At 63.0% G+C, this 25,312-nt stretch carries 21 protein-coding genes and 1 riboswitch; of the genes, 10 read left to right on the forward strand and 11 right to left on the reverse strand.

The genetic code is table 11. From position 1 onward, the window contains the following. Nucleotides 1-21: 21 nt before the first annotated feature. The 3 genes from BV82_RS02665 to trhA are packed head-to-tail and all read left to right on the forward strand — an operon-like array spanning nt 22 to nt 6,467. Nucleotides 22-5,334 carry an Hpt domain-containing protein gene (locus BV82_RS02665; protein WP_036995451.1) on the forward strand — a complete coding sequence of 1,771 codons (5,313 nt, stop codon included), beginning with the start codon at nt 22-24 and terminating at the stop codon, nt 5,332-5,334. Beyond that, nucleotides 5,327-5,794 (forward strand): chemotaxis protein CheW, encoded by a 468-nt coding sequence (locus BV82_RS02670; protein ID WP_010221503.1) that lies wholly within the window; start codon nt 5,327-5,329, stop codon nt 5,792-5,794. Before BV82_RS02665 ends, BV82_RS02670 begins: the two co-directional genes overlap by 8 nt. A 55-nt stretch (nt 5,795-5,849) precedes the next feature. Then, nucleotides 5,850-6,467, forward strand: coding sequence for a PAQR family membrane homeostasis protein TrhA (gene trhA / locus BV82_RS02675; protein ID WP_010221504.1), 618 nt, complete (start codon nt 5,850-5,852; stop codon nt 6,465-6,467). Here trhA and BV82_RS02680 read toward each other — a convergent pair. Both BV82_RS02680 and BV82_RS02685 read right to left on the reverse strand, forming a co-directional pair. Further along, on the reverse strand, nt 6,464-7,183 hold the full coding sequence (locus tag BV82_RS02680) for a 16S rRNA (uracil(1498)-N(3))-methyltransferase (RefSeq protein WP_010221505.1): 720 nt from the start codon (nt 7,181-7,183) through the stop codon (nt 6,464-6,466). The genes trhA and BV82_RS02680 overlap by 4 nt on opposite strands. A 99-nt stretch (nt 7,184-7,282) precedes the next feature. After that, nucleotides 7,283-8,689: an adenosylmethionine--8-amino-7-oxononanoate transaminase gene (locus BV82_RS02685; RefSeq protein WP_010221506.1), complete on the reverse strand. Its 1,407-nt coding sequence runs from the start codon at nt 8,687-8,689 to the stop codon at nt 7,283-7,285. 191 nt (nt 8,690-8,880) lie between these two features. Between BV82_RS02685 and BV82_RS02690 the strand changes: the two genes are divergently transcribed. The 3 genes from BV82_RS02690 to BV82_RS02700 all read left to right on the forward strand — a co-directional run bounded on the left by BV82_RS02690 (nt 8,881) and on the right by BV82_RS02700 (nt 12,164). Beyond that, nucleotides 8,881-10,737: a flavin monoamine oxidase family protein gene (locus BV82_RS02690; RefSeq protein WP_036995452.1), complete on the forward strand. Its 1,857-nt coding sequence runs from the start codon at nt 8,881-8,883 to the stop codon at nt 10,735-10,737. 263 nt (nt 10,738-11,000) lie between these two features. Next, the gene (locus BV82_RS02695; protein ID WP_010221508.1) at nt 11,001-11,552 is read left to right on the forward strand and encodes a cytochrome b; all 552 of its coding nucleotides are present in this window, start codon (nt 11,001-11,003) and stop codon (nt 11,550-11,552) included. A gap of 33 nt (nt 11,553-11,585) precedes the next feature. Then, a complete protein-coding gene (locus BV82_RS02700; protein WP_036995453.1) occupies nt 11,586-12,164 on the forward strand; it encodes a YceI family protein in 579 nt (192 codons plus the stop codon). 64 nt (nt 12,165-12,228) lie between these two features. Here the strand turns inward: BV82_RS02700 and BV82_RS02705 are convergent, their stop codons facing one another. The 7 genes from BV82_RS02705 to BV82_RS02735 all read right to left on the reverse strand — a co-directional run bounded on the left by BV82_RS02705 (nt 12,229) and on the right by BV82_RS02735 (nt 20,065). After that, nucleotides 12,229-14,127 carry an RNA helicase RhlE2 gene (locus BV82_RS02705; protein ID WP_036995454.1) on the reverse strand — a complete coding sequence of 633 codons (1,899 nt, stop codon included), beginning with the start codon at nt 14,125-14,127 and terminating at the stop codon, nt 12,229-12,231. Nucleotides 14,128-14,348: 221 nt separating this feature from the next. Beyond that, nucleotides 14,349-15,134: a substrate-binding periplasmic protein gene (locus BV82_RS02710; protein ID WP_010221511.1), complete on the reverse strand. Its 786-nt coding sequence runs from the start codon at nt 15,132-15,134 to the stop codon at nt 14,349-14,351. A gap of 65 nt (nt 15,135-15,199) precedes the next feature. Further along, nucleotides 15,200-16,282: a hypothetical protein gene (locus BV82_RS02715; RefSeq protein ID WP_010221512.1), complete on the reverse strand. Its 1,083-nt coding sequence runs from the start codon at nt 16,280-16,282 to the stop codon at nt 15,200-15,202. Between the two features lie 110 nt (nt 16,283-16,392). After that, nucleotides 16,393-17,238 carry a methylenetetrahydrofolate reductase [NAD(P)H] gene (gene metF / locus BV82_RS02720; RefSeq protein WP_036995455.1) on the reverse strand — a complete coding sequence of 282 codons (846 nt, stop codon included), beginning with the start codon at nt 17,236-17,238 and terminating at the stop codon, nt 16,393-16,395. A gap of 93 nt (nt 17,239-17,331) precedes the next feature. Beyond that, a complete protein-coding gene (gene ahcY, locus BV82_RS02725; RefSeq protein ID WP_010221514.1) occupies nt 17,332-18,741 on the reverse strand; it encodes an adenosylhomocysteinase in 1,410 nt (469 codons plus the stop codon). A gap of 21 nt (nt 18,742-18,762) precedes the next feature. After that, nucleotides 18,763-18,867: riboswitch (S-adenosyl-L-homocysteine riboswitch) on the reverse strand. 99 nt (nt 18,868-18,966) lie between these two features. Further along, complete coding sequence (locus tag BV82_RS02730; RefSeq protein ID WP_036995456.1) at nt 18,967-19,476, reverse strand: hypothetical protein; 510 nt, start codon at nt 19,474-19,476, stop codon at nt 18,967-18,969. 82 nt (nt 19,477-19,558) lie between these two features. Continuing rightward, complete coding sequence (locus tag BV82_RS02735) at nt 19,559-20,065, reverse strand: inclusion body family protein (RefSeq protein WP_036995457.1); 507 nt, start codon at nt 20,063-20,065, stop codon at nt 19,559-19,561. A gap of 336 nt (nt 20,066-20,401) precedes the next feature. On the opposite strand from BV82_RS02735, the gene BV82_RS02740 reads away from it, so the two are divergent. Then, the gene (locus tag BV82_RS02740; protein WP_010221517.1) at nt 20,402-20,800 is read left to right on the forward strand and encodes an acyl-CoA thioesterase; all 399 of its coding nucleotides are present in this window, start codon (nt 20,402-20,404) and stop codon (nt 20,798-20,800) included. A gap of 66 nt (nt 20,801-20,866) precedes the next feature. Here BV82_RS02740 and BV82_RS02745 read toward each other — a convergent pair whose 3' ends face one another. Then, on the reverse strand, nt 20,867-22,102 hold the full coding sequence (locus tag BV82_RS02745) for a cation:proton antiporter (protein ID WP_036995458.1): 1,236 nt from the start codon (nt 22,100-22,102) through the stop codon (nt 20,867-20,869). Between the two features lie 200 nt (nt 22,103-22,302). On the opposite strand from BV82_RS02745, the gene BV82_RS02750 reads away from it, so the two are divergent. Together BV82_RS02750 and BV82_RS02755 are read left to right on the forward strand one after the other, a co-directional pair. After that, entirely contained in the window at nt 22,303-23,136 is an 834-nt protein-coding gene (locus BV82_RS02750) for an EamA family transporter (protein ID WP_036995459.1), read from the forward strand. Nucleotides 23,137-23,161: 25 nt separating this feature from the next. Continuing rightward, complete coding sequence (locus tag BV82_RS02755; RefSeq protein WP_036995460.1) at nt 23,162-23,548, forward strand: MAPEG family protein; 387 nt, start codon at nt 23,162-23,164, stop codon at nt 23,546-23,548. 6 nt (nt 23,549-23,554) lie between these two features. On the opposite strand, the gene mltA is transcribed toward BV82_RS02755, so the two are convergent. Continuing rightward, nucleotides 23,555-24,706, reverse strand: coding sequence for a murein transglycosylase A (mltA, locus tag BV82_RS02760; protein ID WP_010221521.1), 1,152 nt, complete (start codon nt 24,704-24,706; stop codon nt 23,555-23,557). 130 nt (nt 24,707-24,836) lie between these two features. Between mltA and BV82_RS02765 the strand changes: the two genes are divergently transcribed. Further along, nucleotides 24,837-25,283, forward strand: coding sequence for a c-type cytochrome (locus tag BV82_RS02765; RefSeq protein WP_010221522.1), 447 nt, complete (start codon nt 24,837-24,839; stop codon nt 25,281-25,283). The last annotated feature ends 29 nt before the right edge of the window (nt 25,284-25,312 follow it).

Here is a 25,312-nt window from a genome sequence, read left to right on the forward strand (position 1 = left end):
CTCATGGTGATGGGAGCAGTTATGGCGGATCGGCACGATACGGTAGCACTGGCCTGGGTCAAAGGGGCGATTGCCGACTGCCTGGGCCAGGCGCGCCTGACCCTGGAGCACTTCGCCGCCGAGCCCGGAGATGAGGCCGTACTCGATGGCTTCGTCGAACAGCTGCATCAGGTGCGCGGAAGCCTGCTGATGCTCGAGCTCAATGGCGCGGCCCTGCTCGCCGAAGAAATGGAACAACTGGGTCTGGCCTTGCGCCAGGGCCGGGCCAGCCAGCGCGGTGAAGCGCTGGGCGCACTGTTTCGCGGCCTGGAGCAATTACCGCTGTACCTTGAGCGCCTGCGCAGCGCCCGCCGTGACCTGCCGCTGGTGGTGCTGCCGGTGCTCAACCAGCTGCGTGCCGAGCGCGGCGCCGAGCCCCTGGCGCAGGACAGCCTACTGACCAGTAGCCCCGCTGACGCTGAAGAACTGGCCAACCTCGACCTGTACCTGGGGACCTGGCGCGATCGCCTGCAGGCCGGGCCTGATCGCGATGCGCTGCGCTCGGTGGTCGCCGCTTTGTGCGAAGACCTCAAGCGGGTCAAGGAGCGTCTGGACCAGTTCGTGCGTGGCGATCGCCAGCATCTGGACGAGCTGGAGCCGTTGCTGGCGCCGCTGCGGCAGATCGCCGACACCCTGGCCGTGCTCGGCTTTGGTCAGCCGCGCCGAGTGATCATCGATCAGGTGCTGGTGCTGCAAAGCCTGGCCCAGGGCCAGCGTGAGCCGGCCGATGCGCTGTTGATGGATATCGCCGGGGCGTTGCTGTATGTCGAGGCAACCCTGGCCGGCATGGTCGGGCCGCTGGAGCAGAGCAGCCAGAGCCCGCTGCCGGGCACCGATCTGGCCGAGATTCGGCAACTGGTGCTTGAAGAGGCCTTAGCCGTGTTGCAACAGGTCAAGGACCTGATCGGCGATTGCCTGGATGCTGGCTGGCAGCCACAACGCCTGCAGCCACTGCCTGGCTTGCTGCAGCAAATCCGTGGCGCCCTGGCGATGCTGATGCTGCCGCGGGCAGCGGCGTTGATCGGCCACTGCGGCGACTATGTACATGAGCATCTGCTGGGCAACGAAACCCTCGCTGAGCCTTCGGCCCTGAGCCATCTGGCCGAGGCCTTGAGTGCCTGCGAGTGTTACCTGCAATGGCTGATTGCCGACCCCCAGGCCAATCCCTCGCGGTTCCTCGAGGCGGCCCAGCACAGCCTTGCTGCCCTGGGTTATCGCCTTGAGCCGGAACCTGCGGTGATAGAGGTGCCGGCGGTAGCTGCGCCTGACGTCATGCCGATCGATGACGAGTTGCGCGAGATATTCCTTGAAGAAGCCAACGAGCTGCTGCCGTTGCTCAATGAAATGTGGGCCCGTTGGCAAGCCGACAGCGCCGATCGCGAAGCCCTGATCGAACTGCGCCGCGGCCTGCACACCCTCAAGGGCAGTGGGCGCATGGTCCGCGCCCAGGCGCTGGCGGAACTGGCATGGGCGGCGGAGCACCTGCTCAACCGTGTGCTCGAAGGCCGGGTGGAGATCGGCGCGGCGCCCTTCGCCGCGTTGCAACAAGCCCTGGATGAGATGCCTGCGCTGCTTGGCGAGTTTGCCCAGGCCCTGGCGCCGACCCATCCCGAGATTGAGCAATTGGCGACGCATCTGCATGCGCTGGCCATGAATGACCCGCACAGCGAGGCCGTGGCCAGCGAAGCCATTGACCCGCAATTGCTGGAGATATTCCGCAACGAGGCCCTGGGGCACCTGGACAGCCTCGAAGCCTTTTTGCGCGAGGCCGATCAGCACCTGCCGCTGCCGGTCAGTGACAACCTGCAGCGCGCCCTGCACACCCTCAAGGGCAGCGCGGCGATGGCCGGGGTGTTGCCGATTGCCGAGCTGGCCGGTGCCCTGGACTTACTGGCCCGCGAGTTCAAGGCCCATCTGCTGGCCTTTGATCTTGAAGAAATCTACCTCCTGGAAACCGCAGATCCACTGCTGCGCCGTGGCGTGCAGCAGCTTTCCAGTTCACCGTTGGCGCCGATTGCCGGGGCTGCGACGCTGATTGCCGATATTCACCAGGTGGTCGATGCGCGCCTGCAGGCGTTGCTGGAGGCGCCGAGCCAGGGCTTGCGGGTCAAGCGCGACCCGCAACTGATTGCCAGCTTCCTGGCCCAGGGCATGGACATTCTGCTCGACGCCGAGTCGTTGCTGCTGCGTTGGCAGGAGCATCCCGGTGAGCGCCAGGAGCTCAATGCGCTGCTCGATGAACTGACCACTCTCGGCCAGAGCGCGCACCTGGCCGACCTGTGGCAGGTGGACGAACTGTGTGAAGCCTTGCTCGACCTCTACGGTGCAGTGGAGGAGAGCAGCCTGGCGGTCAGCCCGCGATTCTTCAGCGAGGCGCAGAGCGCCCATGAAGCGCTGATCGACATGCTAGACCAGATCGCCGCCGGCCAGGAAGTCGACCCGCGTCCGGAACGCTTGCAGGCCCTGCGCGAACTGCTCGACGAAGGCTTGGAACCGTCGGCCATGGGCCTGGTCAGCAGCCAGGGCGGGGCAATCACCGAGCTTGCCAGCGCCACCGCCGAACTGGCCGCCCAGGCACCGGACCCGGCCATGCTCGAGCTGTTCCTCGATGAAGCCAACGACATTCTCGACAGTGCCGACCAGGCCCTGGCGCGCTGGCTGCTGGATACCGATAACGCCTCGGCGCTGTCGTCGCTGGCCCGTGACCTGCAAACCCTCAAGGGCGGCGCACAGATGGCTGCCATGGGGGCGTTCGAAGTGCTGGCGCAAGAGCTTGAGCTGCTTTACGAAGGCCTGGTGGACCGGCGCTTCAGCCCCGGTGCCGAGCTGTTTGCCCTGCTCAAGCGCAGCCACCAGCAACTGGCGCAGATGCTCGAACAATTGCAGCAAGGCCAGGTGCCGGCAGCCCAGGTCGAACTGCTGGCGGCGCTGCGCGAGTTCCGTCATGACGCACCGCCGCCTGCGGTTGTGGATAAGCCTGCCGAAGCGCAGCAGGACGCTGGCGACAAAGAGTTGCTGGAGATCTTTCTCGAAGAAAGCCTCGACCTGGTCGAAAGCTCCAGTGCGGCCCTGCTGCGCTGGCAAGCCGAGCCGCGCAATGGCGTCGAGGTCGAAAACCTGCTGCGTGACCTGCACACCCTCAAGGGCGGTGCACGCATGGTCGAGATCGGGCCGATCGGCGACCTGGCCCACGAGCTGGAGTTCCTATACGAACTGCTTGCCGCTGGCCAGTTGCAACCCAGCCCGGCGCTGTTCAGCCTGCTGCAGAACTGTCATGACCGCCTGGCCCACATGCTCGATGCCGTGCGCCTGCAACAGCCGCTGCACGCGGCCACGGCGCTGATCGACTACATCCGCAACTTCAGCAGCGCGGCATTGGCCGATACCGCCGCCGGCCAGGCGCACCCGGACACGGCGCCGCCGGAACTGCCGGTGACCGCGCCTGAGCGTGGCGCCGGCGACATGGTCAAGGTGGCCTCGGAGTTGCTCGATGACCTGGGCAACCTGGCCGGGGAAAACTCGATCATCCGTGGCCGCATCGAGCAGCAGGTCAACGATGCGCAGGTGGCCCTGAACGAGATGGAAACCACCCTGGAGCGCATGCGCGACCAGTTGCGCCGCCTGGATACCGAAACCCAGGGGCGCATTCTCAGCCGCCAGGCCGACGGCGACGGCCAGGCCTACGATGACTTCGACCCGCTGGAGATGGACCGCCATTCGCAACTGCAGCAGTTGTCGCGGGCGCTGTTCGAGTCGGCTTCCGACCTGCTTGACCTCAAGGAAACCCTGAGCGTGCGCGCCCATGACGCGCAGAGCCTGTTGCAGCAGCAGGCGCGCGTCAACAGCGACCTGCAGGAAGGCCTGATGCGCACCCGCATGGTGCCGTTCGAGCGCCTGGTGCCGCGTTTGCAGCGGGTGGTGCGGCAGGTGTCCAGCGAGCTGGGCAAGCAGGTTGAACTGGTGATCGGCAATGCCGAGGGCGAGATGGACCGCAGCGTGCTGGAGCGCATGATGGCGCCGCTAGAGCACATGCTGCGCAACGCCGTCGACCATGGCCTGGAGTCGCGCGAGGCGCGCCTGGCGGCCGGTAAGCCGGAGCAGGGGCTGATCTCGCTGAACCTGTTGCATGAAGGCGCCGATATCGTCATCGAAATGACCGATGACGGTGCAGGGGTGCCGCTTGAGGCCGTGCGGCGCAAGGCGATCAACCGTGGGCTGCTCGACCCTGCGGCGGTGCTCAGCGACCACGAGATCATGCAGTTCATCCTTCAGCCGGGGTTCTCCACCGCCGAGAAGATCACCCAGATTTCCGGGCGAGGGCTGGGCATGGACGTGGTCCATGAAGAGGTCAAGCAGCTCGGTGGTTCGATGGTGATCGAGTCGCAGCCGGGCAAGGGCGCGCGTTTTCTGATCCGCCTGCCGTTCACCGTGTCGATCAACCGTGGGTTGATGGTCCAGTACGGTGAAGAGCTGTACGCGATTCCGCTGAACACCATCGAAGGCATCGTCCGCGTGCCGCCGGCCGAGCTTGAAGCCTGCTACCAGCTCGACCCGCCGCATTACCGATACGCCGGACACCGCTATGAGCTGCGCTACCTGGGCGAGCTGCTGCAAGGCGCGGCGCAACCGAAACTGTTGGGCCAGAGCCTGCCGCTGCCGGTGTTGCTGGTGCATTCCCACGATCAACAGTACGCCGTGCAGGTCGATGGCCTGGCGGCCAGCCGCGAGATCGTGGTCAAAAGCCTGGGGCCGCAGTTCGCTGCGGTCCAGGGGTTGTCCGGGGCGACCTTGCTGGGTGATGGCCGGGTGGTGCTGATTCTCGACTTGCTCGGCCAGTTACGCGGCCTGCAGCAGCAGTTGGCCCAGCACCATCGCAGCAGCGAAGGTCTGCGCCGGGAAAACCATGGCAGCGTGCCGGAACGGCCGCTGCTGGTGATGGTGGTGGACGACTCGGTGACCGTGCGCAAGGTCACCGGGCGGCTGCTCGAGCGCCACGGCATGAACGTGCTGACCGCCAAGGACGGGGTCGACGCCATGGCCCTGTTGCAGGAACATCGTCCGGACGTGCTTCTGCTGGACATTGAAATGCCGCGCATGGACGGCTTTGAAGTTGCCACACAGATTCGTCACGATCCCAAGCTCGAGGACCTGCCGATCATCATGATCACTTCGCGTACCGGCCAGAAACACCGCGACCGGGCCATGGCCATCGGCGTCAACGACTACCTGGGCAAGCCCTATCAAGAGTCGGTGCTGCTGCAGAGTATTGCCCAATGGAGCCGCCGCGATGCTTGAACAACCCGCCCGGCATAACCGGCGCAGCAGCCTGACCGGCTTGCTGCTGCCCTTGAGCGATCGCTGCCTGGTGCTGCCCAACGTTGCCGTGGCCGAACTGATCGGCTTTCAGGCCGGCAGCCCGGTGCTGGCGTCGCCTGAATGGTTGCTTGGCTGGATCGACTGGCGTGGCCAGCGCTTGCCTCTGCTCAGCTTCGAATCGGCCTGTGGCGGCCAGCTACAGGTTGGCGAGCGGGCGCGGATTGTCGTGCTCAATGCCCTGGGCAGCAGCCCGCTGCGCTTTGTTGCCTTGCTGGTGCAGGGCATTCCACGCTCGTGCAAGCTCGACAGCCAGCTCAACTACGTCGATGTGCCGCTGGCCGCCCTGGAGATGGCGGCGGTGCAGGTGGGCGAACAGGTGGCGCGGGTGCCGGATCTTCCTGCACTGGAACAGCTGTTGGTGAACGCAGGGGTGGTTTGAAACATTTGCCTGTGTAGGATGGGAGCCCTGTTACTAGTCAGGAGGATCCTGTTGCATGTATCACGGTGAACGTTTCAATGCCTGGACCCATCTGGTCGGCGCCGTGCTGGCTTGCATTGGCACCATCTGGCTGCTGGTGGTGGCAAGCCTGCAAGGTGACCCCTGGAAGATCGTCAGCCTGGCGATCTACGGTTTCACACTGTTGTTGCTCTACAGCATCTCGACGCTTTATCACAGCGTGCGCGGCAAGGCCAAAGTGGTCATGCGCAAGCTCGATCACCTGTCCATCTACCTGTTGATTGCCGGCAGCTATACGCCGTTCTGCCTGGTCAGCCTGCGCGGGCCGTGGGGCTGGAGCCTGTTCGGGGTAGTCTGGGGGCTGGCGGTGATCGGCATGCTGCAAGAGATCAAGCCGCGCTCCGAAGCGCGGGTGATGTCGATCATCATCTATGCACTGATGGGCTGGATCGTGCTGGTGGCGGTCAAGCCACTGCTGGCCAGTCTCGGCGCCGCAGGCTTTGCCTGGCTGGCGGCCGGTGGTGCGTTCTACACCATCGGCATCATCTTCTTCGCCTACGACAGCCGCTTTCGCCATTGGCATGGCATCTGGCACCTGTTCGTGATTGCCGGCAGCCTGCTGCACTTCATCGCGGTGTTCTTCTACGTGCTCTAGAAGTCGCCCCACAGCTGCTGGGCGACGGCCAGGGCCACCACCGGCGCGGTTTCGGTGCGCAGCACCCGCGGGCCCAGGCGCGCGGCGTGGAAGCCGGCGCCTTTGGCCTGCTCCACTTCTGCTTCGCTCAGACCGCCCTCAGGACCGATCAGAAAGGCCAGGCTGGCCGGCTTCTGGTGGCTGACCATCGGTTCAGCAACCGGGTGCAGGACCAGCTTGAGGTCTTCGTCGCAGGCCTTGAGCCAGTCGGCCAGCAGCTGCGGCGGGTGAATCACCGGCACGCTGGAGCGCCCGCACTGCTCGCAGGCGCTGATTGCCACCTGGCGCCAGTGGGCCAGGCGCTTGTCGGCGCGCTCATCTTTCAGGCGCACTTCGCAGCGCTCGCTGACGATCGGGGTAATGGCACTGACACCCAGCTCGGTGGCCTTCTGGATGGCCCAGTCCATGCGCTCGCCGCGGGACAGGCCCTGGCCGAGGTGAACCTGCAGGCTTGAGTCGGCTTGACCGGCGAAGGCTTCGTCGAGCTGCACGCGGACGGTTTTCTTGCCGACTTCGAGCAACTGGCCGCGAAACTCCTGGCCGCTGCCGTCGAACAGTTGCACGGCGTCGCCGGCGGCCATGCGCAGCACGCGGCCGATGTAGTGGGCCTGGGCTTCGGGCAGATCGTGGGCGCCGAGGCTCAGGGGGGCGTCGATGAAGAAGCGGGACAGTCTCATGGGTTAACTCTAAAAATGTGTTGGCAGTGCGGGCCTCATCGCGGGTCAAGCCCGCTCCTACAGGGATCTCTGTGGGAGCGGGCTTGACCCGCGATGCGGTTAGCCCGGATCGCGGAAGTCAGGGTGGAAATCAGCCGGCACCGCCACGCTGATGCTGCTGCGGGTGGCGATGTCGATGCCCTCGGTGGCCACCTCGGCAAGGAAGTCGATCTGCTCCGGGGTGATCACGTAAGGCGGCAGGAAGTACACCACGCTGCCCAGCGGGCGCAGCAGGGCACCGCGACTCAGGGCGTGCTCGAAGACCTTCAGGCCACGGCGCTCCTGCCACGGGTAGGCGGTCTTGCTGGCCTTGTCCTGGACCATCTCGATGGCCAGGGCCATGCCGGTCTGGCGCACTTCGGCGACATGCGGGTGGTCGACCAGGTGCGCGGTGGCGGTGGCCATGCGCTGGGAGAGAGCCTTGTTGGCTTCGATGACGTTGTCCTGCTCGAAGATATCCAGGGTCGCCAGCGCCGCGGCACAGGCCAGCGGGTTGCCGGTGTAGCTGTGCGAGTGGAGGAAGGCGCGCAGGGTCGGGTAATCGTCGTAGAAGGCGCTGTACACCTCGTTGGTGGTCAGGCAGGCGGCCAGCGGCAGGTAGCCGCCGGTCAGGGCCTTGGACAGGCACAGGAAGTCCGGGCGGATGCCGGCCTGTTCGCAGGCGAACATCGTCCCGGTGCGGCCAAAGCCCACGGCGATTTCGTCGTGGATCAGGTGCACGCCATAGCGGTCGCAGGCTTCACGCAGCAGCTTGAGGTACACCGGGTGGTACATGCGCATGCCGCCAGCGCCCTGGATCAGCGGTTCGACGATGACGGCGGCAACCGTGGCATGGTGTTCGGCCAGGGTCTGCTCCATGGCCGCGAACATAGTGCGCGAGTGTTCTTCCCAGCCCATGCCCTCGGGGCGCAGGTAGCAGTCCGGGCTCGGCACCTTGATGGTGTCGAGCAGCAGCGCCTTGTAGGTCTCGGTGAACAGCGGCACATCGCCGACCGACATCGCCGCGATGGTTTCGCCGTGATAGCTGTTGCTCAGGGTGACGAAGCGCTTTTTCTCCGGCTGACCTTTGTTCAGCCAGTAGTGGAAGCTCATTTTCAGCGCCACTTCGATGCAGGACGAACCGTTATCGGCGTAGAACACCCGGTCCAGGCCTTCAGGGGTGATCTGCACCAGGCGCTCGGAGAGCTCGATCACCGGCTGATGGCTGAAGCCGGCGAGGATCACGTGTTCGAGCTGGTCGACCTGATCCTTGATGCGCTGGTTGATGCGCGGGTTGGCATGGCCAAAAACGTTGACCCACCAGGAGCTGACGGCGTCGAGATAGTGCTTGCCTTCGAAGTCTTCCAGCCACACGCCTTGGCCGCGCTTGATTGGAATCAGCGGCAGTTGTTCGTGATCTTTCATCTGGGTGCAGGGGTGCCACAGGACCTTGAGGTCGCGTTGCATCCACTGTTGGTTGAGGCCCATTTCGATTCTCCTGGCGACGGCGGCTCGGACATGCCGCGCAAGCCTATGCAATGCGCCGGCCGAGAACAACCCGTGCGCTGCAATCAGGGTGCTGGCGTTGCTGGCGGGGGCGCTTGGCGTGGCGTATCCTTCGGCTACTCTTTCTGGGGGGATCCCCCCAAACACTTCTGCTTTGATCCGGAGTTCGCCAAATGTCTGCTGGTTGGCTGCGCGCGTGTGCGCTGGTAATGATAGGACTGTTCAGCGGCACTGCGCTGGCCAAGGACAAGGCCCCGACGGCAATCGTCGTCGGTGGCGGTCTGGCCGGCCTGACAGCCGCCTATGAGTTGCAGAACAAGGGGTGGCAGGTGACCCTGCTGGAAGCCAAGGCCGGCATGGGCGGGCGCTCGGGCCTGGCCACCAGCGAATGGATCGGCAACAGCAAGGCCCAGCCGGTGCTCAACCAGTACCTGGACACCTTCAAGCTCAGTACCCTGCCGGCACCGGAGTTCGTGCGGACCCCGGGTTACCTGATCGACGGCGAGTATTTCAGCTCGACCGACCTGGCCACCAAGCAGCCGGCCACCGCCGAGGCGCTCAAGCGTTACGAGAAGACCCTCGACGACCTGGCGCGCTCGATCGACGATCCGCTGAACCCGGCGGCCAACAGCACCCTGTTTGCCCTCGACCAGCTCAACGTCTCCGGCTGGCTCGACAAGCTGCAGTTGCCGGCCACCGCACGCCAGTTGATCAATCAGCAAATCCGTACCCGCTACGACGAGCCATCGCGCCTGTCGCTGCTCTATTTCGCCCAGCAGACCCGCGTCTACCGTGGCGTCAGCGACCGTGACCTGCGCGCGGCCCGCCTGCCAGGCGGCAGCCCGGTACTGGCCCAGGCCTTCGTCAAACAGTTGAAGACCATCAAGACCCAATCGCCGGTCAGTGCCATTGTCCAGGACAAGGACGGCGTCACCGTCAAAGTCGGTAGCGTCGGTTACCAGGCAGATTACGTAGTGCTGGCCGTGCCGCTGCGCGCCCTGTCGAAAATCCAGATGACCCCGGGCCTGGACGCCAAGCACCTGGCTGCGCTCAAGGGTACCAACTACGGCTGGCGCGACCAGCTGATGCTCAAGTTCAAGACCCCGGTGTGGGAGAGCCGCTCGCGGATGTCCGGCGAGATCTACAGCAACACCGGCCTGGGCATGCTCTGGATCGAGCCTGCGCTCAAGGGCGGCGCCAACGTGGTGATCAACCTTTCCGGTGACAACGCGCGTCTGCTGCAAGCCTTTGGCGACAAGCAGATGGTCGATCAGGTGCTGATCCGCCTGCACGCCTTCTACCCGCAGGCCCGCGGTGCCTTCACCGGCTACGAAGTGCGCCGTTACAGCACCGACGTCGGTACCGGTGGCGCCTACCTGGCCTATGGTCCTGGCCAGATCAGCAAGTACTGGCGCCTGTGGGAGCGTCCGGTGCAGCGTATTGCCTTTGCGGGCGAGCACACCGATGCGATGTACCCGGGCACCCTCGAAGGCGCCCTGCGCAGTGGTCAGCGCGCTGCCAGCCAGGTCCAGGATCTGGCGGCCGGCAAGTCGTTCGAACCGGTCAAGGCGGTAGCGGCCACCGCTGCTGCAGGCACGGCTGCGGCGGCGGCGAGCAAGGGCAACTTCTTCAGCAACCTGTTTGGTGGTTCGTCCGACAAGTCGGCCAAGGCCGAGGAGCCGGTGAAGAAGGAAGAGGGCAAGCCAGGGTTCTTCAAGCGTCTGTTCGGCGGTGCTGACAAGCCTGCCGAGCAGCCATCCGCCAAGCCTGCCGAGGTTGCCCCGGCACCCGCTCCGGCTACTGCACCGGCACCCACGGTAGCACCGGTTGCCAAGGAAGAACCGGCCAAGGCGCCGGTAAAAGCGGCCCCGGCCAAACCTGCGGCCAAGCAGGCGCCGGCGAAAAAACCGGTGGCCAAAGCGCAACAGCAGAAAAAGACTGCAGCCAAGGCTGCGCCAGTGAAGAAAACCGCTGCCAAGGCGGAACCGGTGAAAAAGCCGGTGGCCGATACCCAGGCCAAGGCGCAGTAATGCGCTGACTTCATCGCCGGCAAGACCGGCTCCCACAGGGTTTTGTTCAAGCCGAACCTGTGGGAGCCGGCGTTGCCGGTGATGGGCCGCGCTACGGCCCCAAGACCCTCAGGGTCTTCCCTTCCCACGTAGTTAATGTTTCCTTAATAGCTTCGTTTCATACTAAAGATCATATTTCTCGATATTTCAGAGCAAGTTTTTCTGCTTTTAATCGATAAATAACTCGTTAGTCTTGAGCACAGTTCTTACAGGGAAACACGGCAATGCAACTGCGCAATTCATCTTCTCGTTATGGCCTTGTCAGCATCTTCCTGCACTGGGGTGTTGCGCTGGCCGTATTCGGCCTGTTCGGCCTGGGCCTGTGGATGATGGGCCTGGACTACTACAGCACCTGGCGCAAAGACGCCCCCGACCTGCACAAAAGCATCGGCCTGGTGCTGCTTGGGGTAATGCTGCTGCGTGTGCTCTGGCGCTTTGTCAGTCCGCCCCCGCCGGCTCCGGCCAGCCACGGCAAACTGACTCGCCTGGCCTCCACTGCCGGCCATGGCCTGCTGTACCTGGGTTTGTTCGCGGTGATGATTGCCGGTTACCTGATTTCTACCGCCGATGGTGTTGGCATTCCGGTGTTCGGCCTGTTCGAAGTGCCGGCGCTGGTCAGTAATCTGCCCGACCAGGCCGACGTCGCCGGCGAAATCCATTTCTACCTGGCCTGGGGCCTGGTGATTTTTGCCGGGCTGCATGGCCTGGCCGCCCTGAAACACCACTTTATTGACCGTGACGCGACCCTGATCCGCATGCTGGGCCGCAAAGCTTGATGTTCAACCTCAACTCCAAAGGGATATAGACGCATGTTGAAAAAGACTTTTGCCGCTCTGGCGCTCGGTACCGCACTGTTGTCCGCCGGCCAAGCCATGGCAGCAGATTACAAGATCGACAAGGAAGGCCAGCACGCCTTCGTTGACTGGAAGATCAGCCACCTGGGCTACAGCTTCATCCACGGTACTTTCAAGGATTTCGATGGTTCCTTCAGCTGGGATTCGACCAAGCCTGAAGCCAGCAAGATCGCAGTCGACCTGAAAACCGCCAGCCTGTGGTCCAACCACGCCGAGCGTGACAAGCACATCGCCAGCAAAGACTTCCTCGATGTGAAGAAGTACCCAGAGGCCAAGTTCGTGTCCACCGCCGTTAAATCTACCGGCGAGAAAACCGCTGACGTGACCGGCGACCTGACCCTGCACGGTGTGACCAAACCGGTGATCTTCAAGGCTACCTTCAACGGTGAAGGCAAGGATCCATGGGGTGGCGAGCGTGCCGGTTTCAACGCCAAGACCACGCTGAACCTGAACGACTTCGGCATCAAAGGCCCAGGCCCTGCATCGCAGACCCTGGATCTGGACATCACGATCGAAGGCGTCAAGCAGAAGTAATTGCTGCTGAACGAACAAAAACGCCGCCCCTAGGGGCGGCGTTTTTGTTGGCGCGGTCGCTGAATCAGCGGTTGCGCGTCAGCAAAGCAGGTTTCTCGCCACGTGGACGGCTTGGCAGTTGCTCGAGCTGCTCGGCAGTCGGGAAGCGATCGACCTTCGACTCCTTGTGCATGATCTTCGGCTGCGACTGGCCTTCACGCGGGTTGCGCACGGCCGGTTCCTGGCTCGATTGATCATCGCGGGCTGGACGACGGTTACGACCGCCACCACCGTCGCGGCGCGCTTGGCCGTCACGGCCGCCACCACCACTACGGGCACCACCACCGCGTTTCTCGCCATTGGCCGAAGCACCGCCACCGCTACGCGGGCCGTTGTTGCTGCGTGGCTGACCACCCCGTGGCTGGCCACCCGTACCGGCGCCAGCCTGGGCAGGTGCACCCGGGCGACGGTTGCGGCCCTGGTTGCCCTTGTTCTGGTAAGGGCTGACGTAGTCGGCGCGGTTACCGAAGTTGTCGACTTCGTCATCCAGGAATTCTTCCGGATCACGGTTGGCCGGCACTGGCGGGATACCTGGCTGAGCCGACTGGGCCTGACGCGGCTTGTTGTCGCGCGGCTTGCGCTCCTGGCGGCCACCAGCGGATTTCTCCGCAGTTTTTTCCTTGTCCTTGTCGCGGCCTTTGTCTTTGCCCTGATCCTTGCCCTTGTCCTTGCGACCGCCACTGTTGGCATTGCTGCCATCGGCACGTTGGCCACGGCCAGTGCGCGGATTGTTTTGCGGACGTTCACGGGTTTCGGGTTTTTCAGCTTCGACCTTGGAGGCGTCAAAGCCCATCAGGTCGCCATCCGGGATTTTCTGGCGGGTGACGCGCTCGATGCTCTTGAGCAGCTTTTCTTCATCCGGAGCGACCAGCGAAATGGCCTCACCCGAGCGACCGGCACGGCCGGTACGGCCGATGCGGTGGACGTAATCTTCTTCGACATTGGGCAACTCGAAGTTGACCACGTGCGGCAGTTGGTCGATGTCCAGGCCACGGGCGGCGATGTCGGTGGCGACCATGATGCGCACGGTACCGGCCTTGAAGTCGGCCAGGGCCTTGGTACGGGCGTTCTGGCTCTTGTTGCCGTGGATCGCGGCGGCGGTCAGGCCGTGCTTTTCCAGGTACTCGGCCAGGCGGTTGGCGCCATGCTTGGTACGGGTGAACACCAGTACCTGTTCCCAGGCGCCGGTAGTGATCAGGTGCGCCAGCAAGGCACGCTTGTGGCTGGCCGGCAGGCGGTAGACGCGTTGTTCGATACGCTCGACGGTAGTGTTCGGCGGCGTGACTTCAATGCGTTCCGGATTGTGCAGCAGCTTGTCGGCAAGGTCGGTGATGTCCTTGGAGAAGGTCGCCGAGAACAGCAGGTTCTGGCGCTTGGCCGGCAAACGGGCGAGGACCTTTTTCACATCGTGGATGAAGCCCATGTCGAGCATGCGGTCGGCTTCGTCCAGCACCAGGGTTTCGACATGGGACAGGTCAACGCTGCCCTGGCCGGCCAGGTCGAGCAAGCGCCCCGGGCAGGCTACCAGCACATCAACGCCCTTGGCCATGGCCTGAACCTGGGGGTTCATGCCGACGCCACCAAAGATGCAGGCGCTGACGAATTTGAGGTCGCGGGCGTAGACCTTGAAGCTGTCGTGAACCTGGGCGGCCAGTTCGCGCGTCGGGGTCAGCACCAGTACCCGCGGCTGGCGTGGGCCATGACGCTGGGATTTGTCCGGGTGACCGCCTGGGAACAGGCGCTCAAGGATCGGCAGGGCGAAGCCGCCGGTTTTACCAGTACCTGTCTGGGCGGCAACCATCAGGTCGCGGCCTTGCAACACGGCGGGAATGGCCCGCTGTTGCACCGGAGTGGGCTGGGTGTAGCCCGCTGCCTCGATGGCGCGGACTAGAGCCTCGGAGAGACCGAGGGAAGCAAAGGACATGAGTAATCCTGTTCTAATGGGGGCTGAGCCCGATGGGATAATCTTGCCTGGCGCGACGGGCATCAGGTGATGCTATCGCGTCCGGTCCTGCAGGGCCTTCAATGCGCATCCGGGGCGGCGGGCGGGCTCTTGGCCGCGCTGTCCTGCCGGTCGGGATGCCTTTTGCAAGGCCGAGCGTCCGGGCGTAAGCCTGGCGGGAAGGCCCGAGTATAACAGAGCATTCAGCGCGTGCTGTGTTCCTGCTGCTCAACGGCGGGTTGAAAGTTTTCCCCGGCACTGGCGTAACGGGCATGCAGCGCGGCATAGGCCGGTTCGCGCTTGAAGCGGCGCAGCTCGGCGGCAAAGCGCTGGGCCAGCAGGTCCATGCCGACATTGCGGCGCACCGCCAGGTACTGGCTCTGGCGGCTGATCACCAGCGGCAGTTCGCTGATCTGCTGCTCCAGGCCCAGGTTGCGCACCAGGTAGCGGCCTACTCGACGGTCAGTGATCAGCAGGTCGATGCGCCCGCGCTGCAGCTTGCCGAAGTTGGCCTCATGGGTGGGCGCAGGTTCGCGGGTGAATAGCGGCGACTCGATAAACGCCGCTCCGTAGCTGTAACCGGGCGAGGTCCCTACCGTCAGGCCGCGCAGGTCTTCCAGGCGCTTGACCTTGTGCGGTCGGTCGTTGGCGTAGAAGAGGGTGAATTCGACGTCGGACAGCGGTTCGCTGGGGTAGAACAGCTGGCTGTCGCGCTGTTCGGTCTGGAAGATGTCCAGCACACCATCGGCCAGACCTTGTTCGATCATGGCCAGGCAGCGTTTCCACGGCAGGAATTGCCATTCCACCTCGACGCCCAGGCGTTTGAATACTTCGGCGGTCACCTCGTAGTCGATGCCTTTGGCCTGACCGTCTTCAAGGTAGACATAGGGAGCCCAGGGTTCGGTGACGATACGTAGCTTCTCGCCATGGGCAAAGGCACTCAGGCAAGTGAGAAACAGCGCGGTCAACAGACGGGTGAAATCGGGCATGGCTGGAGATTACGACGTGCGCACGGCTATGGCTAGTAGCCGTGCACGTCGATCCAGCCGGGTTGTCAGCGCTGTGATCGCTTTAACAGCAAATCACGCACGGTGCGGTGCTTGCGGCCCAGGGACAGGCGCATACCGGGATGCTCGAACCATTGCTGCAGGGTCGCGGGGCAGAGCGGCTGCGGATGCCGGGCCTTGGCGTTGTCCAGGGCCTTGTCCCACCAAGCCGAGGCGCAGGCGCGGTCGAACTCGTTGGGGTAGTCGTAGCAGCCGTTGAGCAACTCGCGCATGAACTGGCGCTGTTCGGCCGGCAAGGTCAGGCTCAAGGCCTTGTAGCCCAGCCGCTGCAGGGTGGGCGGCTTGGGCAGCTGGGCGTTGACGCGGTAGACATCGGCCAGCGCCGCTTCAGTCAGAGGGGCATGCTGGTGCTTGGCCAGCCAGGCCTGGACCTTGGCCCGGAACAGCTGCTTGCGGCTCCAGTAGTGATGGATCAGGTCGGTGCACTGGTTGACCTGCATCTGCCGGTAGGCCGCGACAGTCAGGCAGAACTCTTCCAGGGTGTAAGCCCCCTTGGCGTGGGGGTAGTACTCGTCCATCAAGGCGATGGAGCGGTCGAGCAACGGTGCATCTTCCTGCACCAGGCCAATGACCCCGGAGTTCAGCAGTGGCATGTTCCGGTCGGCCAGGCCGCGCTCCTCGAGCATTGGTGCCAGGGTCTGAAACAGCAGGCACTGCGGGTCACTGCCATAGGTGCCGCCGATGGCGTTGCACAGCAAGGTGCCTGGCTTGACCCGGTGGAACAGTTCGATGGGCGACTGATGGAAAAACGTGTCGGTATCGATCAGCACTGCCATGGGCGCACTGGCCAGCACCTTACGCAGCACCACATGCTTGCTGCGAAAGTGATAACCGTAGGGCTGGTTCCAGGCTTCGCGGGTGGCCGCGTCGAGTGGATGTACGCTTACCGGCAGATGCAGGTAGGGCTCGGGGTTGTCGCTGTAGACCTGGATATCAAGGGCTTGCCCGGGAGTCTTGCGCAGGTTGGCCAGGGCGCTGACGATGCTGAACTGGGCTTCCTGATGATAGGTGTGTGGCCCGAAGACCAGGTAAACAAGTTGCGGTCGAGCAGGGGTAAGTCCTTGGCGCATGAAGGCACGAGAATCCGTCAGGGGGTAAGAATGCAGAAAAGGCCCTTAGCGTAAGCTAAAGGCCTTATCAATATTTTGACGCAATTGTTACCTGTGGTGTAGCGAGCCGATCAGCGGGGCAACTTGAGGTTGTTCCAGATCGCCAGGCTCGGATCGGCCTGGTTCAGGGTATAGAAGTGCAGCCCAGGTGCGCCGCCTTGCAGCAGTTGTTCGCACATACGGGTGATGACTTCTTCGCCAAAGGCCTGGATGCTCTTCACGTCGTCGCCGTAAGCTTCCAGCTGCTTGCGGATCCAGCGTGGGATCTCGGCGCCGCAGGCGTCGGAGAAACGCGCCAGCTTGCTGTAGTTGGTGATCGGCATGATCCCCGGTACTACAGGGATATCCACCCCCATCTGCTGCACACGCTCGACGAAGTAGAAATAGCTGTCGGCGTTGAAGAAGTACTGGGTGATGGCGCTGTTGGCGCCGGCGTTGGCCTTGCGTACGAAGTTTTTCAGGTCATCTTCGAAGTTGCGCGCCTGCGGATGCATCTCCGGGTAGGCGGCGATTTCGATGTGAAAGTGATCGCCGCTTTCCTGGCGGATGAACTCGACCAGTTCGTTGGCGTAGCGCAACTCGCCGCTGGCCATGCCCATGCCTGATGGCAAGTCGCCGCGTAGGGCAATGATGCGCTGGATGCCAGCTGCCTTGTACTGGATCAGCAGCGAGCGCAGGTCATCCTTGCTGTCGCCGACGCACGACAGGTGCGGGGCCGCCGGGACTTTCACTTCGCTTTCCAGCTGCAGCACGGTGTTGAGCGTGCGGTCGCGGGTCGAGCCACCGGCACCGTAGGTGCAGGAGAAGAAATCCGGGTTGTAGCTGGCCAGCTGGCGGGCAGTGGCAAGCAGTTTTTCATGTCCAGCATCGGTCTTGGTCGGGAAGAACTCGAAGCTGTAACGACGTTCCTGAGACATAGAAGATTCTCTTCAGCGGCAAGCTACAAGCCGCAAGCTATAAGCAGAAGCGGCGCGAACCGCTTGCAGCTTGTAGCTTGCAGCTACCAACTTTCAGTAGCGATAGGCGTGTGGCTTGAACGGCCCTTCAACAGTAACGCCGATGTAGTCGGCCTGCTGCTTGGTCAGTTGGGTCACCACGCCGCCGAAGCCGCGGACCATTTCCAGGGCCACTTCTTCGTCGAGCTTCTTCGGCAGGACTTCAACGGTCAGGCGCTCGGCTTTCTGAGCGGCTGGCAGGTCGGCGTACTTCTGCTGGAACAGGAAGATCTGGGCCAGGACCTGGTTGGCGAACGAGCCGTCCATGATCCGGCTCGGGTGACCGGTGGCGTTGCCCAGGTTCACCAGGCGGCCTTCGGCCAGCAGGATCAGGTAGTCGTCGTTCTGTGGGTCGAAGTCGCCATGGCCGGTACGGTGGACCTTGTGTACCTGTGGTTTGACTTCTTCCCAAGCCCAGTTCTTGCGCATGAAAGCGGTATCGATTTCATTGTCGAAGTGGCCGATGTTGCAGACCACGGCGCGCTTCTTCAGGGCCTTGAGCATGTTGGCATCGCAGACGTTGACGTTACCGGTGGTGGTCACGATCAGGTCGATCTTGCCCAGCAGCGCCTTGTCGATGCTCGCTTCGGTACCGTTGTTGATACCGTCGATGAACGGCGAGACCAGCTCGAAACCGTCCATGCAGGCTTGCATGGCGCAGATCGGGTCGACTTCCGACACCTTGACGATCATGCCTTCCTGACGCAGCGACTGGGCCGAGCCCTTGCCGACGTCACCGTAGCCGATGACCAGCGCCTGCTTGCCCGACAGCAGGTGGTCGGTGCCGCGCTTGATGGCGTCGTTGAGGCTGTGACGGCAGCCGTACTTGTTGTCGTTCTTGCTCTTGGTGACCGAGTCGTTGACGTTGATCGCCGGGACTTTCAGCTCACCCTTGGCCAGCATGTCGAGCAGGCGGTGCACACCGGTGGTGGTCTCTTCGGTGACGCCGTGGACGCGCTCCAGCACAGCCGGATACTTCTTGTGCAGCAGCTCGGTGAGGTCGCCGCCATCGTCGAGGATCATGTTGGCGTCCCATGGCTGGCCATCCTTGAGGATGGTTTGCTCCAGGCACCACTCGTACTCTTCCTCGGTCTCGCCTTTCCAGGCGAAAACTGGGATGCCGGCAGCCGCGATGGAGGCAGCGGCCTGGTCTTGAGTCGAGAAGATGTTGCAGGACGACCAGCGTACTTCGGCACCCAGGGCAACCAGGGTTTCGATCAGCACGGCGGTCTGAATGGTCATGTGGATGCAGCCGAGGATTTTCGCACCCTTGAGCGGTTGCTCTTGCAGGTACTTGCGGCGCAGGCCCATCAGCGCAGGCATTTCCGATTCAGCAATGATGGTCTCGCGACGGCCCCAGGCAGCCAGGGAGATATCGGCGACTTTGTAATCGGTAAAACCAGCAGGCGTGTTTACAGCGCTCATTGAGAGCCTCCATTCGTAATGTGCGAATGGGCGCCGTTGTGCGTTTAGTGTCCGCAGGCATGCCTGGCGGGACAACGCCCCATCCGAGCCTGACAGGTTGAACCTGCTGCAGCGCCCCTCGGACAGGTGGCGGGAACGGTGGCCAATGCAGCCACCGTCGAATAATGCCGGGCGATTATAGCCGGGCTTTTCGAGCTTCCCAAGCGCTAAAGACAAATCAACGGCTCAGCCGGTCGGCATCGTGACCAGCAGATCCAGGTGCAGGCGCAGGTAAGCCAGCGGCTCGCAGTCCTGGGCCAGTAGCATGACCTGCCAGGTAAGCTTGAACTCGCCAGGCTGGTCGCTGCGCAGCTGCCAGTGATAATCGTCGACCTCACGGCTCGACGGTTGCAGCGGGGTGGACGCTTCGGGAAGCGCCAGGTGCACGTTGTGCTGTTCGATCAGCTCGATTGCCAGCGGGGGCGTGCTGGCAGGGCTGTGGCTGAAGAGTATTTCTTCGCCGAGCAGCGCCACTGGCACCATGCGCAGCAGCAGCGTTTTCCCAGCCTCGATGGTCAGCCGTGGAGCGTCGACAAGCAGGGGGGCGTCCGTCTCCGGGCGGGCGTGCAGGATGCACAGGTGGCGGGGGTCGAGATCGGCGGGTGAGTCGGGGGCTGTGGGCAGCGGTTCGAGAGAGTCGAGCAGGCCCTTGGTATCGACGATAAGCACAACGTGTTCAGGTTTCTCCGTAGCCATGATGAGCTCCTTCCATGAGCACCAATTGGGGAGGGTTTTGACATGTGCCACCGGCCCGCAGGCCGATGGCACATGCACTGGATCAGTTGGTGATGGTGATGAACGGATCCCATTCGAAGTAGCCACAGCACTTGCAATCACGATCGACGATCATGAACTTGAAGTGGTAAGTGACTTTGCCTTGCGCGAGCAGGTCGCCGCGCCAGTAGTAGTTGTCGTTGATCTGGCAGGTCGGAACAGACTTATTGTTCGCGTTAGGCACAGCCGTTTGCACTTTGGCGCGCAGGGGACGAGGGTCTTCCAGCAGTTGGTGCTTCGGGTCGTCGCAGACGAACGCATAAAGGATTACGGACTGCTCGAAGCCAAATGAAATGCTCTGCTCGCGCCAGCGAACTACATCGCCTACGCGGCCCCTGAGGTGCAACTCGCCGCCGGCCTGGCCGGCGATGACGTTGTCCTGGTAGGTGACCATGTAGATATGTTCCGGCGGGATGAACGTGGGCTTGTTCGGGTCCTTGCTCGGATTGGGGAATTTCTTGAGGATGGTTTCGGTGTCGAAGTTGATGCTGACATCAATGACTCGGGACATGAGTGGATTCCTTTTCACAGTTCGAGTAGGTCAATGGTGAGCCTCAGTTGCTCTCCACTGGCACTGCCCGGAGCTTCGCTTCCTGCGATGCCGGTTCTGCCGCGCCGTATGCCAAGTTCCGGTTGTCCGACTACCTGGAGTGATCTTTGGATCACATGCTCAGGCTAGATGTATAGAGTGGGGTGTCAAAGTGCGCCCGGTGAAATTTCCATGGCTACTGACCAATGGTCGTAATGGTCGACGCCACCCGAATGGGACTACCATGTAGAACAAGGGCCGGAGGGCTGTATTGCCCTTTGGCGCTCGACTTTTCAGAGGCCAAGGTCAGGAGTAGCGATGAATTTCCACACCCGCAAATGGGTAAAACCCGAAGACCTCAACCCCAACGGCACCCTGTTCGGCGGCAGCCTGCTGCGCTGGATCGATGAAGAGGCGGCGATCTATGCGATCGTTCAACTGGGCAACCAGCGCGTGGTGACCAAGTACATCTCGGAGATCAACTTCGTCAGCGCCTCGCGCCAGGGCGACATTATCGAACTGGGCATCACCGCCACCGAATTCGGGCGCACCTCGATCACCCTCAAGTGCGAAGTGCGCAACAAGATCACCCGCAAGAGCATCCTCACGGTCGACCGCATGGTCTTCGTCAACCTGGGTGAAGACGGCCTGCCGGCGCCGCACGGGCGCACCGAAATCAAGTACATCAAGGATCAGTTCGATACCGCGGTGGAATGAAAGGCATCGCCGGCAAGCCGGCTCCCACATATCCCTGTGGGAGCGGGCTTGCCAGCGATAGCGGCCTCAAGGCTGCTCGGTAACCCCGCGCACCACCCGCCCGATCGTCAGGCCCTGCAACAGGATCGACGACAGCACCACGATGTAGGTGATGCTCAACAGCAGGTCACGCTCGGCACCCGATGGCAGCGACAGGGCCAGGGCCACCGACACACCACCACGCAAGCCACCCCAGGTCAGTACCCGCACGGTGCCGCGCGGAACGCTGCGCCAGCGGCGCAGCATCAGGATGGCCGGGGCCACGGTCAGCAGGCGCGACAGCAGGATCGCCAGCGCCAGTACACCAGCCGCCGCCAGGTGCATCCAGGAGAACGGCAGCAACAACAGCTCGAGGCCGATCAGGGCAAACAGCAGGGCATTGAGCATGTCGTCGATCAGTTCCCAGAAGCCATCCAGGTAGCGACGGGTCATGTCGTTCATCGCCAGGTTGCGGCCCAGGTTACCGATGATCAGGCCCGCCACCACCATGGCGATCGGCGCTGAAACATGCAGTTCATAGGCCATGGCCGAGCCGCCGATGACCAGCGCCAGGGTCAGCATGACCTCGACCTGGTACTGCTCGATGCTCTTGATCATGCGGTAGGTGATGTAGCCGACCAGGCCGCCGAACACCACGCCGCCAATGGCTTCGCGGGCGAACAGAATCGCGGTGTCAGCCACCGTGGGTGTTTCGCCAAGCTGGGCGATGCCCAGCAGCACGGTGAACACGACAACGGCGGTGCCGTCGTTAAACAGCGACTCACCGACGATGGTGGTCTTCAGCGGCTTGGAGGCGTTGGCGGTACGCAGCGCGCCGAGTACCGCGATCGGGTCGGTTGGCGAGATCAGCGCGCCGAACAGCAGGCAGTAGAGCAAGCTCACGTGCCAGCCGAACAGGGCGAAAATCCAGTGGGCAAGAAAACCGATGACCACGGTGGCGATCAGCACGCCGACAGTCGCCAGCAGGCCGATCGGCCAGCGGTAGCTGCGCAGGTCGGCCAGGTTCACGTGCAAGGCGCCGGCGAACAGCAGGAACGACAGCATCCAGTGCATCAGCAGATCGTTGAAATCGATCTGGTTCATCAAGCCCTGCACGCGTTCTTCCAGGCCGGGATAGCCGATAACGCTCAGGCCTTGCAACAGTAGGGAGAACAGCAAGGCGGTGACCATGACGCCGATGGTCGGGGGCAGGCCGATGAAGCGGTAGTTCACATAGGTGAGGAGGGTGGTCAAACAGATAAACGCAGCAACGAGCTCAAGCATCCTAGGTCCTGTAGTGGCTTCCAAGTCGACACCCGATAGCCTCGGGCATTTCTTTGATGACCTGCCGAGGGCTTCGGGACACACTTTTGACTGGATCCGTTGACCACGTTCCTTCAATTTCGTTTCCAGCGCCCTGCGCTGAAGTGGTTATATAGCGGCTGGCCATTGATGACCTCACCTGCCTTGCCAAGGACCTTTGCGTGTTAGCCACTTCACTGGTACTGGTCGCGGCGCTGCTGCACGCGACCTGGAACACCCTGATCAAGTTCAGCGGCGAACGCCTGCTGGTAATTGCCAGCATGGACGTGGTGGCACTGGTGTTCGCGTTTGCCATGGTGGCGTTCGTCCAGGTGCCGCCGGCTGACGTCTGGCCGTGGATGCTGGCGTCGGCGCTGTTCGAGCTCTTCTATCGTTTCCTGCTGATTCAAGCTTACCGGGTCGGTGACCTGGGGCTGGTCTATCCGTTGATGCGCGGCTTGTCGCCGCTGGTGGTGCTGGCACTGACCCTGACGTTTGCCGGCGAGTCCCTGAGCAGCCAGCAGATCATCGGCATTTTGCTGATCCCCTGCGGCATGCTCTGTCTGCTCTGGCAAGGCGGTGGCGGTGATCGGCTACCCTGGTCGATGCTGCCGGTGGTGGCCTTGATTGGCTTGTGCATCGGTTGCTACACCTGGTTCGATGGCCAGGCGATCCGCCTGTGGTCACAGCCGCTGGACTATCTTGTATGGCTGACCCTGGTCAGCGCCTGGCCGTTTCCGTTGCTGGCAGGGGTGGCCCGACGCGCACCGTTCATGCTGTTCTGGCGACTGCAGTGGCGCTTGGGGCTGGCGGTAGGCTTTTGCGTGCTGTTGAGCTATGCCCTGGTGCTCTGGGCCATGCAGTTGGGCTCGGTGGCCGAGGCGGCAGCGCTGCGCGAGGTCAGCGTGATCCTGGTGGTGCTGTTGGGCATGCGCTACCTCAAAGAACCTTTTGGCAGGCCGAGGCTCTTAGCCTGTGCGCTGGTGCTGATCGGCATGCTGATCATGAAGCTCTGATATTTTTACTGACAAGGACTTGGCCATGACCGTTGCCTTCTGGTGTGTACTGATCGCGTTGTTCCTCCCCATTCTCTGTACCAGCATCGCCAAGGTTGGCAGCGGTCGCTTCAGCCTGCGGCAGAACCACGACCCGCGGGCTTTCCTCGACAAGCTCGAGGGCTTCCCGCGTCGAGCCCACGCGGCGCAATTGAACAGCTTCGAAGCCTTCCCGGCGTTTGCCGCCGCGGTAATCATCGCCGACATCGTCGGCAATGCCGAGCAGGTGACCCAGGATGTTCTGGCGGTGCTCTACATCACCAGCCGCCTGCTCTACATCATCTGCTACCTGGCCGACTGGGCCGCCCTGCGCTCGCTGGTATGGTTCGTCGGCCTGGGCCTGGTAGCGTCGTTCTTCTTCGTCTCGATCTAAGCCGCGTCACGGCACCTGGGGCACGGCCGGCAACGCTGCGCCCTTGGGCCACAGCAACCAGATCTGGCCCTGCTGCTTCATGTCGCCGGCCAGTTTGCCGGCTTCACTGCCGGTGCCCCAGAACAGGTCGGCGCGCACCTCGCCGGTGATTGCCCCGCCAGTGTCCTGGGCCGCGACCGGGCGAACCACCGGAGCACCGTCAGGGCGGGTGGTGGAGAGCCATAGCAGGCTGCCCAGCGGAATCACCTTGCGATCGATGGCCACACTGTAGCCGGCGGTCAGCGGTACGTTGAGCGAACCGCGCGGGCCCTCATTGCTGTCCGGGCGAGTGCTGAAGAACACATAACTGGGGTTGCTCGCCAACAGTTCCGGTACCCGCGTCGGGTTGCTCTGGGCCCAGGCGTGGATGCTGCCCATGGTCACTTCTTCTTTCTTCAATTGCCCCTGTTCCACCAGCCAGCGGCCGATCGGGCGATAAGGGTGGCCGTTCTGGTCGGCATAGCCGATGCGCAGCTGGCGGCCGCTCTCCAGCTGAATGCGGCCCGAGCCCTGGATCTGCAGGAACTGCAGGTCCATCGGATCTGTCAGCCAGGCCAGAACCTGCGCTTTGACGCCCTGGGCATTGATGGTTTCAGCGGTGTCGTAAGGCTTCAGCACCCGGCCATCAAGGCGGCCACGCAGGCGCTTGCCCTTGAGCTCGGGATACACGCTGTCCAGGGCGACCACGATCATGTCGTCCGGCACGCCATAGACCGGCACGTTGGCGCTGGCGGTCTGGGTCAGGCTGCCGGGGTACACCGGTTCGTAATATCCGGTGATCAGGCCATTGGCGTTGTTGTCGGCTGAACGCATGCTGTAGACGTCCAGCTGCGCTTGAAGAAAGCTGCGTACTTCAACCGGGCTGGATGGAACGGCTGCTGCTGCCGTGCAGGTGTTGGCCCAGACGGCATCGCGCTTGAGTCGCTCGCAGGCACTGCGCCAGGATTCGAAACCGGCCACCAGGTCGCTGTCGCTGACCTGCGGCAGGTCTTTCCAGGTGGCGCCAACATAGCTGGCCAGCGGATGAGGTTGGGTTTTTTCTGGCTCGCTGCCGTTGCAGCCGGCCAGCAGGGCCAGTACTGACAGGGTCCAGCCAAAGTGGCGCAAAGGAAGTTTCATCAACGGGGTTCCTCGGCGGTTTGCGGGGCTTGCCGCCTGTTTTGCAAACCGTAGTTTTAATAAGGGTATTGGTCTTTGCCGGTGAGGCGAGGATACTGGCCGCCTTTTTCCGTGAGCCGAAGTGATCAAGATGCTCAAGCGACTTTCTGTTGTATTGCTGGCGTGTGTGACCCTGAGTGCCTGTGGCGGGGTCGACCCGAACTCGCCGCTGGGCCAGCGCAAGACGATCTTCAAGCAAATGCTCAAGACCAGCGAAGATCTGGGTGGCATGTTGCGTGGGCGCCTGGCCTTCGATGGGCAGAAGTTCGCCGATGGCGCGGTCAAGCTCGATAACCTGTCTCGTGAACCGTGGAAGCACTTCCCGCAGGTTCGTGAGGAGGATGATAGCAGCGCCCGCGCCGATGTCTGGGAGAAGCAGGCGCGCTTCCAGGACCTGGCCCGGCAGATGGAGGCCACCACCGCCGAGCTGGTGGCGGCGACCCGTACCCAGCCGCTCAAGGCGGCAGCGCTGACGGTGCCGATGAACAAGGTCGAGGCGGCATGCAAAGCCTGTCATACCGAGTTTCGTAATCACTGACTGATCAGGGGGCGCAAGGCGCCCCATCG

Origin of the sequence: Pseudomonas donghuensis (assembly GCF_000696345.2) — a bacterium.
Lineage (GTDB): Bacteria > Pseudomonadota > Gammaproteobacteria > Pseudomonadales > Pseudomonadaceae > Aquipseudomonas > Aquipseudomonas donghuensis.

Excerpts from the sequence above, each read along its gene's own strand:
- BV82_RS02665 (WP_036995451.1), top strand. The coding sequence starts at position 22 with ATGGCGGATCGGCACGATACGGTAGCACTGGCCTGGGTCAAAGGGGCG.
- BV82_RS02670 (WP_010221503.1), top strand. The coding sequence starts at position 5,327 with ATGCTTGAACAACCCGCCCGGCATAACCGGCGCAGCAGCCTGACCGGC.
- trhA (WP_010221504.1), top strand. The coding sequence starts at position 5,850 with ATGTATCACGGTGAACGTTTCAATGCCTGGACCCATCTGGTCGGCGCC.
- BV82_RS02680 (WP_010221505.1), bottom strand. The coding sequence starts at position 7,183 with ATGAGACTGTCCCGCTTCTTCATCGACGCCCCCCTGAGCCTCGGCGCC.
- BV82_RS02685 (WP_010221506.1), bottom strand. The coding sequence starts at position 8,689 with ATGGGCCTCAACCAACAGTGGATGCAACGCGACCTCAAGGTCCTGTGG.
- BV82_RS02690 (WP_036995452.1), top strand. The coding sequence starts at position 8,881 with ATGTCTGCTGGTTGGCTGCGCGCGTGTGCGCTGGTAATGATAGGACTG.
- BV82_RS02695 (WP_010221508.1), top strand. The coding sequence starts at position 11,001 with ATGCAACTGCGCAATTCATCTTCTCGTTATGGCCTTGTCAGCATCTTC.
- BV82_RS02700 (WP_036995453.1), top strand. The coding sequence starts at position 11,586 with ATGTTGAAAAAGACTTTTGCCGCTCTGGCGCTCGGTACCGCACTGTTG.
- BV82_RS02705 (WP_036995454.1), bottom strand. The coding sequence starts at position 14,127 with ATGTCCTTTGCTTCCCTCGGTCTCTCCGAGGCTCTAGTCCGCGCCATC.
- BV82_RS02710 (WP_010221511.1), bottom strand. The coding sequence starts at position 15,134 with ATGCCCGATTTCACCCGTCTGTTGACCGCGCTGTTTCTCACTTGCCTG.
- BV82_RS02715 (WP_010221512.1), bottom strand. The coding sequence starts at position 16,282 with ATGCGCCAAGGACTTACCCCTGCTCGACCGCAACTTGTTTACCTGGTC.
- metF (WP_036995455.1), bottom strand. The coding sequence starts at position 17,238 with ATGTCTCAGGAACGTCGTTACAGCTTCGAGTTCTTCCCGACCAAGACC.
- ahcY (WP_010221514.1), bottom strand. The coding sequence starts at position 18,741 with ATGAGCGCTGTAAACACGCCTGCTGGTTTTACCGATTACAAAGTCGCC.
- BV82_RS02730 (WP_036995456.1), bottom strand. The coding sequence starts at position 19,476 with ATGGCTACGGAGAAACCTGAACACGTTGTGCTTATCGTCGATACCAAG.
- BV82_RS02735 (WP_036995457.1), bottom strand. The coding sequence starts at position 20,065 with ATGTCCCGAGTCATTGATGTCAGCATCAACTTCGACACCGAAACCATC.
- BV82_RS02740 (WP_010221517.1), top strand. The coding sequence starts at position 20,402 with ATGAATTTCCACACCCGCAAATGGGTAAAACCCGAAGACCTCAACCCC.
- BV82_RS02745 (WP_036995458.1), bottom strand. The coding sequence starts at position 22,102 with ATGCTTGAGCTCGTTGCTGCGTTTATCTGTTTGACCACCCTCCTCACC.
- BV82_RS02755 (WP_036995460.1), top strand. The coding sequence starts at position 23,162 with ATGACCGTTGCCTTCTGGTGTGTACTGATCGCGTTGTTCCTCCCCATT.
- mltA (WP_010221521.1), bottom strand. The coding sequence starts at position 24,706 with ATGAAACTTCCTTTGCGCCACTTTGGCTGGACCCTGTCAGTACTGGCC.
- BV82_RS02765 (WP_010221522.1), top strand. The coding sequence starts at position 24,837 with ATGCTCAAGCGACTTTCTGTTGTATTGCTGGCGTGTGTGACCCTGAGT.